The organism is Pseudomonas putida, from assembly GCF_028682635.1.
GTDB classification, from domain to species: Bacteria; Pseudomonadota; Gammaproteobacteria; order Pseudomonadales; family Pseudomonadaceae; genus Aquipseudomonas; species Aquipseudomonas putida_AE.
In genome coordinates this window covers 123,776-140,031 of record NZ_JANHLK010000008.1, presented here as the reverse complement: position 1 = coordinate 140,031, position 16,256 = coordinate 123,776, and the positions used below count along the sequence as shown (strand labels likewise).

15 protein-coding genes are annotated in these 16,256 nt (G+C 58.6%); 1 reads left to right on the top strand and 14 read right to left on the bottom strand.

Going from position 1 to position 16,256, the window contains the following annotated elements:
* Positions 1–34 precede the first annotated feature (34 nt).
* Entirely contained in the window at positions 35–487 is a 453-nt protein-coding gene (locus tag NPS56_RS12705; RefSeq protein WP_274074903.1) for a PaaI family thioesterase, read from the bottom strand.
* Positions 484–960 (bottom strand): PaaI family thioesterase, encoded by a 477-nt coding sequence (locus tag NPS56_RS12700; RefSeq protein WP_274074902.1) that lies wholly within the window; start codon positions 958–960, stop codon positions 484–486. Before NPS56_RS12700 ends, NPS56_RS12705 begins: the two co-directional genes overlap by 4 nt.
* Positions 961–1,118: 158 nt before the next feature.
* Here NPS56_RS12700 and NPS56_RS12695 point away from each other — a divergent pair, with 158 nt between their 5' ends.
* Positions 1,119–1,355: a hypothetical protein gene (locus tag NPS56_RS12695; protein ID WP_046819383.1), complete on the top strand. Its 237-nt coding sequence runs from the start codon at positions 1,119–1,121 to the stop codon at positions 1,353–1,355.
* A gap of 66 nt (positions 1,356–1,421) precedes the next feature.
* Here the strand turns inward: NPS56_RS12695 and NPS56_RS12690 are convergent, their stop codons facing one another.
* From NPS56_RS12690 to sdhC, 12 genes are all read right to left on the bottom strand, one after another.
* Positions 1,422–1,823: an MAPEG family protein gene (locus NPS56_RS12690; RefSeq protein ID WP_274074901.1), complete on the bottom strand. Its 402-nt coding sequence runs from the start codon at positions 1,821–1,823 to the stop codon at positions 1,422–1,424.
* The gene (locus tag NPS56_RS12685; RefSeq protein ID WP_180202787.1) at positions 1,823–2,560 is read right to left on the bottom strand and encodes a DUF599 domain-containing protein; all 738 of its coding nucleotides are present in this window, start codon (positions 2,558–2,560) and stop codon (positions 1,823–1,825) included. The genes NPS56_RS12690 and NPS56_RS12685 overlap by 1 nt, the downstream gene beginning before the upstream one ends.
* Before the next feature lie 277 nt (positions 2,561–2,837).
* Positions 2,838–4,151: a branched-chain amino acid transport system II carrier protein gene (gene brnQ / locus NPS56_RS12680; RefSeq protein WP_046819380.1), complete on the bottom strand. Its 1,314-nt coding sequence runs from the start codon at positions 4,149–4,151 to the stop codon at positions 2,838–2,840.
* A 400-nt stretch (positions 4,152–4,551) separates the two neighbouring features.
* Positions 4,552–5,433, bottom strand: coding sequence for a succinate--CoA ligase subunit alpha (sucD, locus tag NPS56_RS12675; protein ID WP_008082972.1), 882 nt, complete (start codon positions 5,431–5,433; stop codon positions 4,552–4,554).
* Positions 5,433–6,599 (bottom strand): ADP-forming succinate--CoA ligase subunit beta, encoded by a 1,167-nt coding sequence (gene sucC / locus NPS56_RS12670; protein WP_007919879.1) that lies wholly within the window; start codon positions 6,597–6,599, stop codon positions 5,433–5,435. The genes sucD and sucC overlap by 1 nt, the downstream gene beginning before the upstream one ends.
* Positions 6,600–6,795: 196 nt before the next feature.
* On the bottom strand, positions 6,796–8,232 hold the full coding sequence (gene lpdA, locus NPS56_RS12665; RefSeq protein ID WP_274074900.1) for a dihydrolipoyl dehydrogenase: 1,437 nt from the start codon (positions 8,230–8,232) through the stop codon (positions 6,796–6,798).
* A 105-nt stretch (positions 8,233–8,337) separates the two neighbouring features.
* On the bottom strand, positions 8,338–9,558 hold the full coding sequence (gene odhB, locus NPS56_RS12660; protein ID WP_046819378.1) for a 2-oxoglutarate dehydrogenase complex dihydrolipoyllysine-residue succinyltransferase: 1,221 nt from the start codon (positions 9,556–9,558) through the stop codon (positions 8,338–8,340).
* Positions 9,559–9,600: 42 nt separating this feature from the next.
* Positions 9,601–12,432, bottom strand: a complete 2,832-nt coding sequence (locus tag NPS56_RS12655; RefSeq protein WP_274074899.1) for a 2-oxoglutarate dehydrogenase E1 component — start codon at positions 12,430–12,432, stop codon at positions 9,601–9,603.
* A gap of 261 nt (positions 12,433–12,693) precedes the next feature.
* Positions 12,694–13,398, bottom strand: coding sequence for a succinate dehydrogenase iron-sulfur subunit (locus tag NPS56_RS12650; RefSeq protein ID WP_008063297.1), 705 nt, complete (start codon positions 13,396–13,398; stop codon positions 12,694–12,696).
* 11 nt (positions 13,399–13,409) lie between these two features.
* On the bottom strand, positions 13,410–15,182 hold the full coding sequence (gene sdhA / locus NPS56_RS12645; RefSeq protein WP_274074898.1) for a succinate dehydrogenase flavoprotein subunit: 1,773 nt from the start codon (positions 15,180–15,182) through the stop codon (positions 13,410–13,412).
* Between the two features lie 3 nt (positions 15,183–15,185).
* Positions 15,186–15,554: a succinate dehydrogenase, hydrophobic membrane anchor protein gene (gene sdhD / locus NPS56_RS12640; protein ID WP_008063295.1), complete on the bottom strand. Its 369-nt coding sequence runs from the start codon at positions 15,552–15,554 to the stop codon at positions 15,186–15,188.
* Entirely contained in the window at positions 15,548–15,922 is a 375-nt protein-coding gene (gene sdhC, locus NPS56_RS12635; RefSeq protein ID WP_274074897.1) for a succinate dehydrogenase, cytochrome b556 subunit, read from the bottom strand. The genes sdhD and sdhC overlap by 7 nt, the downstream gene beginning before the upstream one ends.
* Between the last annotated feature and the right edge of the window lie 334 nt (positions 15,923–16,256).

The following is a 16,256-nucleotide window of genomic DNA, read 5'->3' as shown; positions in this document are numbered from 1 at the left end:
GGCGGCGGGTTGTCATCAGAGTTGGGGGCAGCATTCAGGATTTCAAGGGCTCATCAAGTTTGAAATGCGCCCGGGCCGTGGCGATGGGTTCCGCCTCGGTGCTTTGCCAGGCGGTAATCGCCACGTTGGCGACCCGGCGCCCCTGGCGACACACCTGGCAACGGGCCCAGGTATCGCGAAACTGCCCGGCGCGCAGGTAATCGAGGGAGAAGTCGATGATCTTCGGCACGCCCGGCGAACCGATCGCCACCAGCAGGTGCAGCGCGGCGGAAAGCTCCATGAAACCGGCGATCACGCCGCCATGGATGGCCGGCAACAACGGGTTGCCGATGTTGTCCTTGTTGGCCGGCAGGCGAAACAGCAACTCATCCCCCACCCGCGAGCATTCGACACCGATCAATCCGGCGTAGGGAATCAGGTTCAACAGCGGCGCATATTCGCCCTGCTCATGGGCCTGTTGCAGTTGCTCCTTGAATGACTCGCTCACTTCGCACCTCCGGCAATCACGCCGCCAAAACCCTTGGTCCCCTTGATGCCCTTGCCCATGCGCATGAAAGTGCCGACGACATGGGCAATCGGCTGCTCCGGGTCATCCTGATAGGCAAATCCGCGGGCGAATATCACGTCGGTGGTCACCCGATAGCACTGGGCGAAGCCATAGACATCCTTATGCGGTTCGGCAGCGTGCATGTAGTCGATGCGCAGGTCGAGGGTCGGGCAGACTTCGAACTCAGGCAGTACGCAGAGGGTAGACATGCCACAGGCGGTGTCCATCAAGGTGGTCAGGGCGCCGCCGTGAATTACCCCGGTCTGGGGGTTGCCGACGATCTGCGGGCTGTATGGCAGCACTACGGTCAGCCCTTCGGCGCCGGCGCTGTGAACCCGCAACCCGAGCACCGAACAATGTCGCAGCGCCGACAGGAACCGTGTCGCACGCTCAAAAACGGGGTTTTCGGCCATGTTGATAAAGACTCTTGTTTAGTTGGCAGTGAAGTAGAGAGCCAGGTAAAGGTTCCGCGCTAGAACAAACTTATATATCTGAAATAATTTGTGGAACTTAACCATGACGCCAAGGCTCTTAAGGCCAGATAGATCTTTTCCACAAGGAGAAACACCCCATGCGTAAGACTTTTGCTATTGCCTTGATGTTGACCGCTTCCCTCGGTCTCGCTGCTTGCGATAAAAAATCCGAGGACAAAGCTCAAGATGCCGCCGAACATGCTGAGCAAGCACAGCAAGACATGAACAAAGCTCAGGATAAAGTGAACGACGCTGCAAAAGAAAATGCCGAAGCCGCCAAAGCTCAGGCTGAATCGAACGAAGCCGCAGCAAAAGAAGCCGCGCCTAAAAACTGATCCGGTTTTTAGCGTGGTAAAAAAAACCCGCCAAGTGCGGGTTTTCTTTTGCCTGCGATTTATTCGCTAGAGCAAAATCGTTCGAAAAGTCGGACTAATCATCAGCAACAAGGAACAGATCAAACCCACCAGCCAGACCAGGCTGCGTTGCCAGGCCAGGTCTTTCCAATAACACAGCAGGTAAAGGACTCGTGTAACCACAAAGATGATCGCCAGCGAGTCGATCAGCCAACCCGCCGTTTGTGTGGTGTGAGCCATCAACACCCCCACCGCAAACAATATGAAGGCCTCGAAACTGTTCTGATGCGCCGCCAACGCGCGCGCGCCCAGCCCTGTGAGCTGCGCTTGCTGTTGGCGCGGCAGGTGATTGTTGTAACCGCCCTGCTCTTTCATGGCCGTGGTCACGGGCATGCGCGCCACGTAAATCAGTACGGCACTGATAAACACGCACCAAAATGGAATACTCATCAAGCGGCCTCTTTGTTCACCTCGGGCAATGGCGCCTCTGTAGGGGTATAGACCATCACATCGAGAACGTCGGAGTGAAACTCACGGCGATACAGCACGAACACCACGCCGGCACTCATCAACATGAACAACCAGGGGCTGACGAACCAGGCCAGCATGGTCATGCCGAAATAGTAAGAGCGCAGGCCGAAGTTGAACTGGTTGGCGGCCATGGAAATAACCCGGGCTGCCCGATTGGCAAAGGCTTTGCGCTCCTGCTCCGATACATGACGCTCGCCGACCATGGGCGCCGAGCCCACCAGGATGGCGGCGAAGTTGTACTGGCGCATGCACCAGCTGAAGGTAAAAAATGCATAAACGAACACCAGCGCCAAACACAGCAACTTGATCTCCGACATCCCCTGGGACGCCTGCTGCACCATCGGGATATCCGCCAGCAACGACACCGCCCTTTCCGACGCCCCAAGGACCGTGAGAATACCGGCCAGGATAATCAGGGTGCTGGAGGCAAAGAACGACGCATTGCGCTCCAGGTTGCCGATCACGCTGGCATCGGCGATGCGGTTGTCACGCAACAGCATGCGGCGCATCCAGTCTTCGCGATACAGGTGCAGCACGCTGGCCAGGCAGGCCGTGTCACGGCCCTTCCAGGTCGCATAGCGGGTGTAACCGCCCCAGCAGATGACGAACCAGATGGCCGCGAGGATGTGGATCAGGTTGGCTTGGATGAACGACATGCAGGTCCTTTTGATGGAGTGGCTGGTACACCGATACCCCTTGTAGGAGCGAGCTTGCTCGCGAAGAACCTGAGAGCAACGCGTTTATCCAGAAAACACACGCCATGATTCGCGTCCTTCGCGAGCAAGCTCGCTCCTACAATTGGATTGCGCAGTCTTTCGACGTTAGCGCAGAAGAAAAGGCACCGCATCTCCCCATAAAAAAATGCCCCGTATCGATTGATACGGGGCATTTCTGTTTTTGCCTGCAAGCCCGCTCGTGGCGGGCCGGCAACGCTTAAGCCAGCGCTTCTTCGCGCTTGCCCAGCAGACGGTCGCAAACCACCGCTACCACCAGGGTCATCACCGACGGCACCAGCCACGCCAGGCCTTGCTCGCTGAGCGGCAGGTGCGACAGTTGGGTCGGCATCCAGTCCGCCAGGCCGGCGCCCTTGAGGGCATCGATCAGGCCGAAGATGAACGACACCAGCATCACCGGACCGACGATGCGGCCTTGTTCATGCCAGAAGTCCTTGCAGAAGCTCAGGGCCACCAGGGCGATGCACGGCGGGTAGATCGCGGTCAGTACCGGGATCGAGAACGCGATCAGCTTGGTCAGGCCCAGGTTGGACACCAGCAGGGAGAACGCCGCGAGGATGATCACCAGCGTCTTGTAGGACAGTGGCAGCACCCGGCTGAAGTACTCGGCGCAGGCACAGGTCAGGCCGACCGCCGTGACCAGGCACGCCAGCGAGATCAGGACGGCGAGGAAACCGCTGCCCAAGGAGCCGAAGGTGTGCTGCACGTAGGCGTGCAACACGGCCGCGCCATTGGTGGCACCAGCAGCGACTTCATGGCTACCCGAACCCAGGCGGAACAGGCTGATGTAGACCAACGCCAGGCCTACGCCGGCAATCAGGCCGGCAATGATCGCGTAACGCGTGATCAACGCCGGCGACTCGACGCCGCGCGAGCGGATGGCATTGACGATGACGATGCCGAACACCAGTGCACCGAGGGTATCCATGGTCAGGTAACCATTGATGAAGCCCTGGGAGAACGGCGCCGCCACGTATTCCGGCGTTGCATGGCCAATGTCACCCGCCGGCAAGGCGAACGCGGCAATGCCGAGCGCGGCCAGGGCGATGATCTTCAGCGGCGCGAGGAAGCGCCCTACGGTATCGAGCAGACGACCCGGGTACAGCGAGATGAAGAACACCACCAGGAAGTACACGGAACTGTAGAGGAATAGCGCCAGCGGGCTTTCGCCGGTCAGGGGCGCCAGGCCGACTTCGAACGACACGGTCGCGGTACGCGGCGTGGCGAACAGCGGGCCGACAGCCAGGTAGCAGGCCGCCGCGAGCAGGCCACCGGCGATCTTGCCGATCGGGCTGCTCAGGGCATCCATGGCGCCACCGACCTTGGCCAGGGCGACGACGGTGACCACGGGCAGGCCGACCGCGGTGATCAGGAAGCCCAGCGCCGCCATCCAGACGTGAGGCCCGGACTGCAAACCGACGATAGGCGGGAAGATGATGTTGCCAGCCCCGACGAACAGGGCAAACGTCATAAAACCAAGTGCCAGGATGTCCTGGCCTTTCAACACTTTCATTAAGGAAATACCACACTACTGAATCGGAATTTAGAGAGGGATTTCCCTATGGGTGAGGGAAATGCTGTCGGTCCGTATGGGACCAACCCTTTTAGCGCGTTGCAGCCTTGTGGGCCGCGGACACAAAAATGGCGCGTATCCTAACGAATTTGGGCGGTAAACGCACTGTTAGAGGGCGGACTATCCGATACACGACATTTCCGTGTCGCATTTATGCATGTAAATGGTTGTCGCCTGTAAGTCCGTCTTCGCGAGCAAGCCCGCTCCCACATTGGAACGCGGTCAACTGTGGGAGCGGGCTTGCCCGCGAAGGGGTCGGCACAGCAACGCAAATCCCGGAAATGACAAAGGCCACCCGAAGGCGGCCTTTGTTTGGTGAAGCGTCAGCTAAGCGCGAGGCTTACTTGACAGCCCAACCAGTCAGCTCGGCCAGGGCCTTGCCGATGTCTGCCAGCGAACGCACGGTTTTAACGCCTGCGTCTTGCAGAGCAGCGAATTTCTCGTCTGCAGTGCCTTTGCCGCCAGAGATGATTGCGCCAGCATGGCCCATGCGCTTGCCCGGAGGAGCAGTCACACCAGCGATGTAGGAAACAACCGGCTTGGTCACGTGTGCCTTGATGTAGGCAGCCGCTTCTTCTTCAGCCGAACCGCCGATCTCACCGATCATCACGATCGCTTCGGTCTTCGGGTCTTCCTGGAACAGCTTCAGGATGTCGATGAAGTTCGAACCCGGGATCGGGTCACCACCGATGCCGACGCAAGTCGACTGACCGAAACCGGCGTCAGTAGTCTGCTTCACAGCTTCGTAGGTCAGGGTGCCGGAACGCGAAACGATACCGACCTTGCCTGGCAAGTGAATGTGACCTGGCATGATGCCGATCTTGCACTCGCCCGGAGTGATAACGCCTGGGCAGTTAGGGCCGATCAGGACTACGCCCAGCTCGTCGCACTTAACTTTAGCGTCCAGCATGTCCAGGGTAGGAATGCCTTCGGTGATGCAAACGATCAGCTTGATGCCGCCGAAGGCAGCTTCCAGGATCGAATCTTTGCAGAAAGGAGCCGGAACGTAGATCACGGAAGCGGTAGCGCCAGTGGCTTCTACTGCGTCTTTAACGGTGTTGAACACTGGCAGACCCAGGTGCTCGGTGCCGCCTTTGCCAGGAGTAACGCCACCAACCATTTTGGTGCCGTATTCGATGGCTTGCTGGGTGTGGAAACTACCTTGCGAACCGGTAATACCCTGGCAGATAACTTTGGTGTCTTTATTGATCAGGACGCTCATTATTTGCCCTCCGCAGCTTTGACAACTTGTTGAGCAGCGTCGGTCAGGCTGGTAGCAGCGATGATGTTCAAACCGCTTTCTGCCAGTACTTTAGCGCCCAGCTCAGCGTTGTTGCCTTCAAGGCGAACAACAACCGGGATTTTCACGCCGACTTCTTTCACTGCACCGATGATGCCTTCGGCAATCATGTCGCAACGAACGATGCCGCCGAAGATGTTAACCAGTACTGCAGCGACGTTGGTGTCGGACAGAATGATTTTGAAAGCTTCGGTAACGCGTTCTTTGGTAGCGCCGCCGCCCACGTCGAGGAAGTTGGCTGGCTTGCCGCCATGCAGGTTGACGATGTCCATGGTACCCATGGCCAGGCCAGCACCGTTGACCATGCAACCGATGTTGCCTTCCAGCGCTACGTAGTTCAGTTCGAACTTGGCAGCGTGCGCTTCGCGCGGATCGTCTTGCGACGGATCGTGGAAAGTCTTCAGCTTAGGCTGACGGTACATGGCGTTGGCGTCGATGTTGATCTTGGCGTCCAGGCAGTGCAGATCGCCGTCAGCCTTGATCACCAGCGGGTTCACTTCCAGCAGCGCCAGGTCGTGATCCTTGAACAGCTTGGCCAGACCTACGAAGATCTTGGCGAACTGAGCAACCTGCTTGCCTTCCAGACCCAGCTGGAATGCCAGCTCGCGACCCTGGAATGGCTGAGCGCCAACCAGTGGATCGATAGTGGCTTTCAGAATTTTTTCTGGAGTGTCGTGAGCGATTTTCTCGATGTCCACGCCACCTTCGGTGGAAGCCATGAACACGATACGACGGCTCGAACGGTCAACGACAGCGCCCAGGTACAGCTCTTTAGCGATATCAGTGCACGATTCAACCAGGATCTTGGTGACTGGCTGGCCATTGGCGTCAGTCTGGTAAGTCACCAGACGCTTGCCCAGCCACTGCTGTGCGAAGGCTTTGGCGTCTTCTTTGCTGCGAACCAGCTTGACGCCGCCCGCTTTACCGCGACCACCGGCGTGGACCTGGGCTTTGACAACCCACTCGCTGCCGCCGATTTTGTCGCAAGCTTCTGCTGCTGCTTCTGGGGTGTCTACTGCGTAACCAGTGGAAACTGGCAGGCCGTACTCAGCGAACAGCTGCTTACCCTGATACTCGTGAAGATTCATGCTTATTACCGTCTTCGTTAGGTACTGCGCATTCGGTGCTGCACTTGTTCAAGTGCCGCACCACCTGTGACTGCTGCTTGCGTAGCCTTTCCGGACAACCGGTGCAACTACGCAAGACTGCGTCCAGCGGATATTCCGCGGTGAGTCTTGCATGCAAGGCTCACGACGGGCCATACCGCCGTGGTTTCTTATTGTCTTAACGCTTCTTGCGGTTGGCGATGTGGATGGCGCCGCCATTCACTGCCAGAGCAGCTTCGTGCAAGGCTTCAGACAGGGTCGGATGGGAGAAAACCATCATGCCCAGGTCTTCAGCGCTGGTGCCGAATTCCATACCGATCGCGCCCTGCTGAACCAGTTCTGCAGCGCTTGGGCCAATCACGTGGACGCCCAGTACGCGGTCTGTCTTGGCATCTGCGATGACCTTGACGAAACCACCGGTGTCGTTGGCAGCCATGGCACGGCCGGAGGCTGCAAACGGGAAGGTGCCGACGTTAACTTCAACGCCTTCAGCTTTCAAGGCCTGCTCGGTTTTACCTACCCACGCGATTTCCGGGTGAGTATAAATAACCGAAGGGATCAAATCATAGTTCATCTGGGCCTTGTGGCCCTTGATGCGCTCGACAACCATGATGCCTTCTTCGGACGCCTTGTGCGCCAGCATCATGCCGCGAACCACGTCACCAATGGCGTAGACGCCCGGTACAGTGGTAGCGCAGTGATCGTCGACGTGCACGAAACCGCGCTCGTCCAGGGTCACGCCGCAGTCGGCAGCCAACAGATCAGTGGTCACTGGACGGCGACCAACGGCTACGATCAGCTTGTCGAACGTGATGGTCTGTTCGCCCTTGGCATCGGTGTAGTTCACAACGACTTCGTCGCCATTCACTTTGGAGCCGGTCACGCGAGCGCCCAGCTTGATGTCCAGGCCCTGCTTGGTCAGGGTTTTCAGCGCTTCCTTGGAAACAGCGGCGTCAGCGGCCATCAGGAAGGTGTCCAGGGCTTCCAGGACAGTCACTTCTGCACCCAGACGCGACCACACCGAACCCAGTTCCAGACCGATCACGCCAGCGCCGATCACGCCCAGACGCTTAGGTACGGATTGGAATTCCAGGGCGCCCGTCGAATCGACGATCACATTCTGGTCGACCGGAGCCGGTGGAATGTCGATCGGACGCGAACCTGGAGCCAGGATCACGTTTTCGGCTTCGATGATTTCTACCGAGCCGTCCGGCTTGGTGACTTCGACTTTCTTGCCGGCCAGCAGCTTGCCGTGACCCTCGATGGAGGTCACACCGTTGGCTTTGAACAGGGTCGCAACGCCAGAGGTCAGGCCTTTGACGATGGTGGCTTTACGGCCAACCATTGCACCCACGTCCATGGTCACGCCAGCGTGATTGATACCGTGGATCGCGAAGCCTTCTTTGGCTTCCTTGTATTTCCAGGAGCTGTCCAGCAGCGCCTTGGAGGGAATGCAGCCGACGTTCAGGCAAGTACCGCCCAGAGCCAGTTTGCCTTCCTTGTCGGTGTACTTCTCGATGCAGGCGGTCGAAAGACCCAGTTGGGCGGCCTTGATGGCAGCCACGTAGCCGCCAGGGCCCGCGCCGATCACTACTACGTCAAATTTCTGAGTCATAAAAGGTTCCCTTTTAGCAACAAGCTACAAGCGGCAAGCGGCAAGCTTGAAGCCGCTCGCTCGCTTTGAGCTTGAGGCTTGCAGCTTGCAGATTGCCGCTGCTTTTTAGATATCCAGTAGAAGACGAGCCGGATCTTCCAGCAGGTTCTTGATGGTCACCAGGAAAGTCACAGCTTCTTTGCCATCGATCAGACGGTGATCGTAGGACAGTGCCAGGTACATCATCGGACGAATCACGACCTGGCCGTTGATGGCCATAGGACGCTGGATGATGTTGTGCATGCCCAGGATGGCGGCTTGTGGCGGGTTGACGATCGGGGTCGACATCATCGAACCGAAGGTACCGCCGTTGGTGATGGTGAAGGTACCACCGGTCATTTCGTCCATCGACAGTTTGCCGTCGCGGGCTTTCTTGCCGAAAGTGGCGATGCCGCCTTCGATTTCAGCCAGGCTCATCAGTTCGGCGTTACGCAGAACAGGTACAACCAGGCCGCGATCGCTGGAAACTGCAACGCCGACGTCAGCGTAGCCGTGGTAAACGATGTCGCCGCCGTCGATCGACGCGTTGACAGCCGGGAAGCGCTTCAGTGCTTCGGTAGCTGCTTTCACGAAGAACGACATGAAGCCCAGGCGTACGCCGTTGTGGGACTTCTCGAACAGATCCTTGTACTTCGAACGCAGGGCCATGACTTCGGTCATGTCGACTTCGTTGAAAGTGGTCAGCATCGCCATGTTCGATTGAGCTTCTACCAGGCGCTTGGCCACGGTAGCGCGAACGCGGGTCATCGGAACGCGCTTCTCGATGCGATCGCCTGCAGCGAACACAGGAGCAGCGGCGGCAGGTGCGGCAGCCTTGGCAGGCGCGGCAGCCGGAGCGGCTTTCTTGGCAGCAACGGCTGCAACCACGTCTTCCTTGGTCACGCGACCGCCTTTGCCGGTGCCGGCAACGGAAGCGATGTTGATGCCGTTTTCTTCAGCCAGCTTGCGCGCAGCCGGTGCAGCAACAGGATCGTCTTCGCCTTCGGCAGCCGGAGCAGCGGCCTGAGCAGCGGCAGCCGGAGCAGCAGCGGCTGGAGCGGCAGCAGCGCCGCCCGCTTCGATGGAGCCCAGGACTTCGTCGGACAGAACGGTGTCGCCTTCGTTCTTGACGATAGCGCCCAGCACGCCGTCAGCAGTCGCCAACACTTCCAGTACGACTTTATCGGTTTCGATGTCGACGATCAGTTCGTCGCGCTTGACCGCGTCGCCCGGTTGTTTGTGCCAGGTGGCAACGGTGCCATCGGCAACCGATTCCGGGAAAGTGGGGGCTTTGATTTCGATAGCCATTATCTGTGGGTCCTTAAATTCGGTTTCAGGTGCGCGAAGGCGTTAAACAGTAAAGGCGTCTTGCAGCAGTTTTTCCTGCTGCTCAGCGTGCATCGATGCGTAACCGCATGCCGGTGCAGCAGAAGCCTCACGGCCCGCGTACTCGAGTACGAGAGACTTGTTGAGGTTGCTGATGCTGCGACGCATGTGGTGTTGGCTGCAGTACCACGCCCCCTGGTTCATCGGCTCTTCCTGGCACCAGACGGCAGCTTTGACGTTGGTGTAAGGAGCCAGGACTTCTTTCAAGTCGTCCTCAGGGAATGGGTACAGCTGCTCGATACGCACGATGGCGATATCGTCACGGCCTTCGGCACGACGTTTTTCCAGCAGGTCGTAGTAGACCTTGCCGCTACACAGGACAACGCGCTCGACCTTTTTCGGGTCCTGGGCATCGATTTCCGGGATAACGGTCTGGAAGGAACCTTCGGCCAGATCTTCCAAAGTCGAGATGGCCAGCTTGTGGCGCAACAGCGACTTCGGAGTCAGGACTACCAATGGCTTGCGCAGCGGGCGAATCACCTGACGGCGCAGCAAGTGGTAGATCTGTGCCGGCGTCGTCGGCATGCACACCTGGATGTTGTGCTCGGCGCACAGCTGCAGGTAACGCTCCAGACGAGCCGAGGAGTGCTCCGGCCCCTGACCTTCATAACCGTGCGGCAGCAGCATGGTCAGACCGCACAGACGGCCCCACTTGTGCTCGCCACTGGTGATGAACTGGTCGATAACGACCTGGGCGCCGTTGGCGAAGTCGCCGAACTGGGCTTCCCAGATGACCAGGGCATTTGGCGTGGTGGTCGAGTAACCGTACTCGAACGCCAGCACCGCTTCTTCGGACAGGAACGAGTCGTACAGGTCGAAACGTGGCTGACCGTCGTACAGGTTCTGCAGCGGGACGTAGGTGCCCGCGTCCTTCTGGTTGTGCAACACGGCATGACGGTGCGAGAACGTACCGCGGCCGATGTCCTGGCCAGTCATGCGAATCGGGTGACCTTCGAACGCCAGGGTCGCGTACGCCATGGTTTCGGCGTAACCCCAGTTGATCGGCAGGCCGCCGGCTTGCATCTTCTGACGGTCTTCGTAGATCTTCGCAACCTGGCGCTGAACCACGAAGCCTTCCGGAATTTCCAGCAGCTTGGCGGACAGTTCCTGCAAGGTCTTGAGGTCGAAGCGAGTGTCGTGACGCGCGGTCCAGGCGTGGCCCAGATACGGACGCCAGTCCACGAACAACTCTTTGTTCGGCTCCTTGACCAGGCTTTTCACTACGTGCAGACCGTTGTCCAGCGCGTTGCGGTATTCGTCGACCTTGGCCTGAACACGCTCCGCGTCGAGTACACCGGCCTGGGTCAGGCGATCGGCATACAGCTCACGGGTGGTGCGCTGCTTGGTGATCTGCTGGTACATGATCGGCTGGGTGCCGCTTGGCTCGTCGGCCTCGTTGTGGCCGCGACGACGGTAGCAGACCAGGTCGATCACCACGTCACGCTTGAACTGCATGCGGTAGTCGATGGCCAGCTGGGTCACGAACAACACGGCTTCCGGATCATCGCCATTCACATGGAGGATCGGCGCCTGGATCATTTTCGCAACGTCGGTGGCGTACTCGGTGGAACGCGAGTCCAGCGGGTTGCTGATGGTGAAACCAACCTGGTTGTTGATCACGATGTGCACGGTACCGCCGGTCTTGAAACCGCGGGTCTGCGACATCTGGAAGGTTTCCATCACCACGCCTTGACCGGCGAATGCCGCGTCACCGTGGATGGAGATCGGCAGGACCTTCTCACCGGTCACGTCGTTACGACGATCCTGACGGGCGCGAACCGAACCCTCGACCACCGGGGAAACGATTTCCAGGTGGGACGGGTTGAACGCCATGGCCAGGTGAACTTCACCGCCGGTGGTCATTACGTTGGACGAGAAGCCCTGGTGGTATTTAACGTCACCGGAACCCAGCTCGACCTTCTTCTTGCCTTCGAACTCGTCGAACAGCTCGCGCGGGTTCTTGCCGAAGGTGTTGACCAGCACGTTCAGACGGCCACGGTGGGCCATGCCGATGACGATTTCCTTGGTGCCGTAGGAACCGGAACGCTGGATCAGCTCGTCGAGCATCGGAATCAGGCTCTCGCCGCCTTCCAGGCCGAAACGCTTGGTACCCGGGTATTTGGTGCCCAGGTATTTTTCCAGGCCTTCACCGGCGGTCACGCGCTCGAGCAGGTGGCTCTTGATGTCGGCGGAGTACGTCGGACGGCCACGCACGCTTTCCAGACGCTGCTGGAACCACTGGCGCTGCTCGGAATCGGTGATGTGCGTGAACTCAGCGCCGATGGTGCGGCAATATGTCTGCTGCAACGCTTCGTGAATTTCGCGTAGGCTCGCTTCCTCTTTGCCGATGAACAGGTCGCCGGCACGGAAGGTCGTATCAAGATCGGCATTGGTCAAGCCGTAATGATTGATCGACAGGTCTGCAGGTGCAGGACGCTGCCACAGCCCCAGCGGGTCAAGCTGGGCTGCCTGGTGGCCACGCATACGGTAGGCCTGGATCAATCGCAGCACTTCAACTTGCTTCTTCTCGTGCTCACTGCTCACGCTGCCGGCGGAAACCGGTTGGGCGCGGCGCTGGTTCTTTGCCAGCAAGACGAAATGATCGCGAATTGTGGAGTGCGAAACATCGGTGGCAGAGTTGCCGTCAGCAGGCAACTTCTGGAAGTAGGTGCGCCACTCTTCTGGCACAGCGTTAGGGTCGTGCAGGTAGAGCTCGTAGAGCTCTTCCACATAGGCAGCGTTACTACCGGATAGGTAGGCGCTGTTCCACATGCGCTGCATCACGCTTTCTTGCATGCTTGGTCACCCTCGGTTAGGGGAACACCACCGGTGTCGACACCGAGCAAACTTGCAGAAGTCCGAATGCAGCGACCAAAACAAGCCACTAGGATCACACTGATAGTCCGGGTACCAGCCCGGATGCCCCTGCTTGTCTCATTTCTTCAAAATAAGAGCCGCAGCCTTATAGGCTGCTGCTCAGGTTAAAACTACGGCGCCGGTTGAAGCCTGCGCCGCAGCATCCACGGGTACAACGGTCTAGCGGGTACTACAGCTGAATCACACGCCGCTCGAGAGCAACATGTTACGGATGTGACCGATGGCCTTAGTCGGGTTCAGGCCTTTCGGACATACGTTGACGCAGTTCATGATCCCGCGGCAGCGGAATACGCTGAACGGGTCATCCAGCGAAGCCAGACGCTCGGACGTCTTGGTGTCACGGCTGTCTGCCAGGAAGCGGTACGCTTGCAGCAGGGCAGCTGGACCCAGGAACTTGTCCGGGTTCCACCAGAAGGACGGGCACGAGGTCGAGCAGCAGGCGCACAGGATGCACTCGTACAGACCGTCGAGCTTTTCACGCTCTTCAGGGGACTGCAGACGCTCGATGGCCGGAGCCGGCGTGTCGTTCTGCAGGTAAGGCTTAACCTTCTCGTATTGCTTGTAGAAGATGCTCATATCGACGACCAGGTCACGGATTACCGGCAAACCTGGCAGAGGACGAACGATCAACTTGTTACCTTTTACAACAGCAGACAGCGGCGTAACGCACGCCAGGCCGTTCTTGCCGTTGATGTTCATGCCGTCGGAACCGCAAACGCCTTCACGGCAAGAGCGACGATAGGAGAAACCTTCGTCCTGCTCTTTGATCAGGGCCAGCACGTCCAGCACCATCAGGTCTTTACCACCGGTATCAACCTGGAATTCCTGCATGAACGGCGCAGCGTCCTGATCAGGGTTGTAACGATAAACACTGACTTGCAACATGGCGGCCACCCTTAATAAGTCCGAATCTTAGGTTCAAAAGTCGGAACCGTCTTCGGCGAGAAGTTAACGGCACGCTTGGCAACGCGCTTCTCACCCGGGAAGTACAGGGTGTGGCACAGCCAGTTTTCGTCGTCACGGTCTTCGAAGTCTTCACGGGCGTGAGCGCCGCGGGACTCTTTACGCACTTCGGCAGCGATCGCAGTAGCTTCGGCCACTTCCAGCAGGTTCTGCAGTTCCAGAGCTTCGATACGCGCAGTGTTGAACGCCTGCGACTTGTCGTTGATCTTGACGTTGGCGATGCGCTTGCGCAGATCAGCCAGCTGGGCAATACCCTTCTGCATGTATTCGCCGGTACGGAATACACCGAAGTAGTTCTGCATGCAGTTCTGCAGCTCGCGACGCAGGGTTGCCACGTCTTCGCCATCGGTACGCTCGTTCAGGGCGGACAGACGAGCCAGGGCCGCATTGATGTCGGCGTCGGTAGCGTCGTCGTATTCGATACCGTCGGTCAGCGCCTTTTCCAGGTGCAGGCCGGCAGCACGGCCGAAGACCACCAGGTCGAGCAGCGAGTTGCCGCCCAGGCGGTTGGCACCGTGAACCGATACGCAAGCCACTTCGCCTACAGCGAACAGGCCCGGGATGATGGTGTCTACGCCGTCGGCGTCCTGGGTGATCGCCTGACCGTGAATGTTGGTGGCAACGCCGCCCATCATATAGTGGCAGGTCGGAACAACCGGAACTGGAGCAACCACCGGGTCAACGTGAGCGAAAGTCTTGGACAGTTCGCAGATGCCTGGCAGACGGCTGTGCAACACTTCCTCGCCCAAGTGGTCGAGTTTCAGCATTACGTGGTCACCGTTCGGGCCACAGCCGTTACCGGCGATGATCTCTTTAACCATCGAACGGGCAACAACGTCACGACCAGCAAGGTCTTTGGCGTTCGGAGCATAACGCTCCATGAAACGCTCGCCGTGCTTGTTGATCAGGTATCCACCTTCACCACGGCAACCTTCGGTTACCAGTACACCGGCGCCGGCGATGCCGGTCGGGTGGAACTGCCACATTTCGATGTCTTGTACCGGTACGCCAGCACGCAGGGCCATGCCAACGCCGTCACCGGTGTTGATCAGGGCGTTGGTGGTCGAAGCGTAGATACGACCTGCACCGCCGGTGGCCAGAACGGTAGCCTTGGCGCGGATGTAGGTGGTTTCGCCGGTTTCGATGCAGATGGCGATCACGCCGACGAAGTCGCCTTGACCGTTCTTCACCAGGTCAACGGCGTAGTACTCGTTCAGGAACGTGGTACCGGCTTTCAGGTTGCCCTGATAAAGGGTGTGCAGCAGGGCGTGACCGGTACGGTCGGACGCAGCGCAAGTACGCGCAGCCTGGCCGCCTTTACCGTAGTCCTTGGACTGGCCACCGAACGGACGCTGGTAGATACGGCCGGTTTCGGTACGCGAGAACGGCAGACCCATGTGGTCCAGCTCGAAAACGGCGGCCGGGCCTTCCTGACACATGTATTCGATAGCGTCCTGGTCACCGATGTAGTCGGAACCCTTGACGGTATCGTACATGTGCCAGCGCCAGTCATCGTTCGGGTCAGCGGACGCGATGGCACAGGTGATGCCGCCCTGGGCGGATACAGTGTGCGAACGGGTCGGGAAAACCTTGGTGATTACCGCAGTCTTGTGACCGCCTTGCGCCAGTTGCAGCGCTGCGCGCATGCCGGCACCGCCACCACCAATGATGATGGCGTCGAAAGAAATCGTTGGAATGTTAGCCATGAATCAGATACCCCAGAGAATCTGCACACCCCAGACGAAGTAAGCGAACATCGCGACGCCGCATACTGCCTGGAAGAGGAAACGTATAGCCGTCGCGGACTTGCCGAACGCCATCGGCGTCAGGTAGTCGGTCGCGATGGTCCACATGCCGACCCAGGCGTGAGCGCCCAGAGCAACAAGGGCCAGCAGGCTGAAAATACGCATCCAGTTGTTGGCGAAGAGCGCGTGCCATTGGTCATAGCCAAGGCCCGGGTTCGCCACGAGGTATCCGATCAGGAAAATGAAGTAAGCCGCGAGAACGACCGCAGACACACGTTGCGCCATCCAGTCATAGAGGCCCGAACGCGAGAGGTTCGTGACGTTAGTTACCATATCCAAACTCCTGCCAGAACGATTACCACCACGGAAACGGCGATAATGATTTTCGAGCCCAGTTTGCCGCCTTCCAGCGTCTCACCGATGCCCATGTCCATGATCAAATGGCGCACACCGGCAACCAGGTGATACAGCAAGGCGGACAGGATGCCCCAAATCACTAGCTTGGCTAGCGGACTGGTCAGACACGCTTTCACCTGACCGAAGCCTTCCTCGGAGCTCAGCGACTTGTCCAATGCATAAAGCATGATGGCAAGGCACACGAAGAGGATGACACCGGAGATACGGTGAAGAATGGACGTGTAAGCAGTGACTGGGAGTTTGATGGTCCTTAGGTCTAGGTTTACAGGTCGTTGGCTTTTCACGGCTTTTTTTTCACACTGAAGAGCCCCTAACAATCAGGGCAAAGTTGTTGGGGAGTGCACTGGTCAGGTAACCACCACCCAGGGAGGCGACCCCCAATAACGCAAGCCCAAAAGCCCTTGGCGGTCGGCTGCCGAGTATAGACAGTTAGGCTACTAATGACAACGCAAAGACCTCACCCAAACAGCTGATTGCACAACGGACATAAAAGGCGTAAATGGCAGGCAATTTCGAGAAAAAAGTAGGGTTAAAGCCTTCTGGAGCAAGACTTTAGGCAAATTGACATTCGAATTTATCTCACTATAGTGGTGCGGGCCCTGCGTGGGGGGTCTGTCT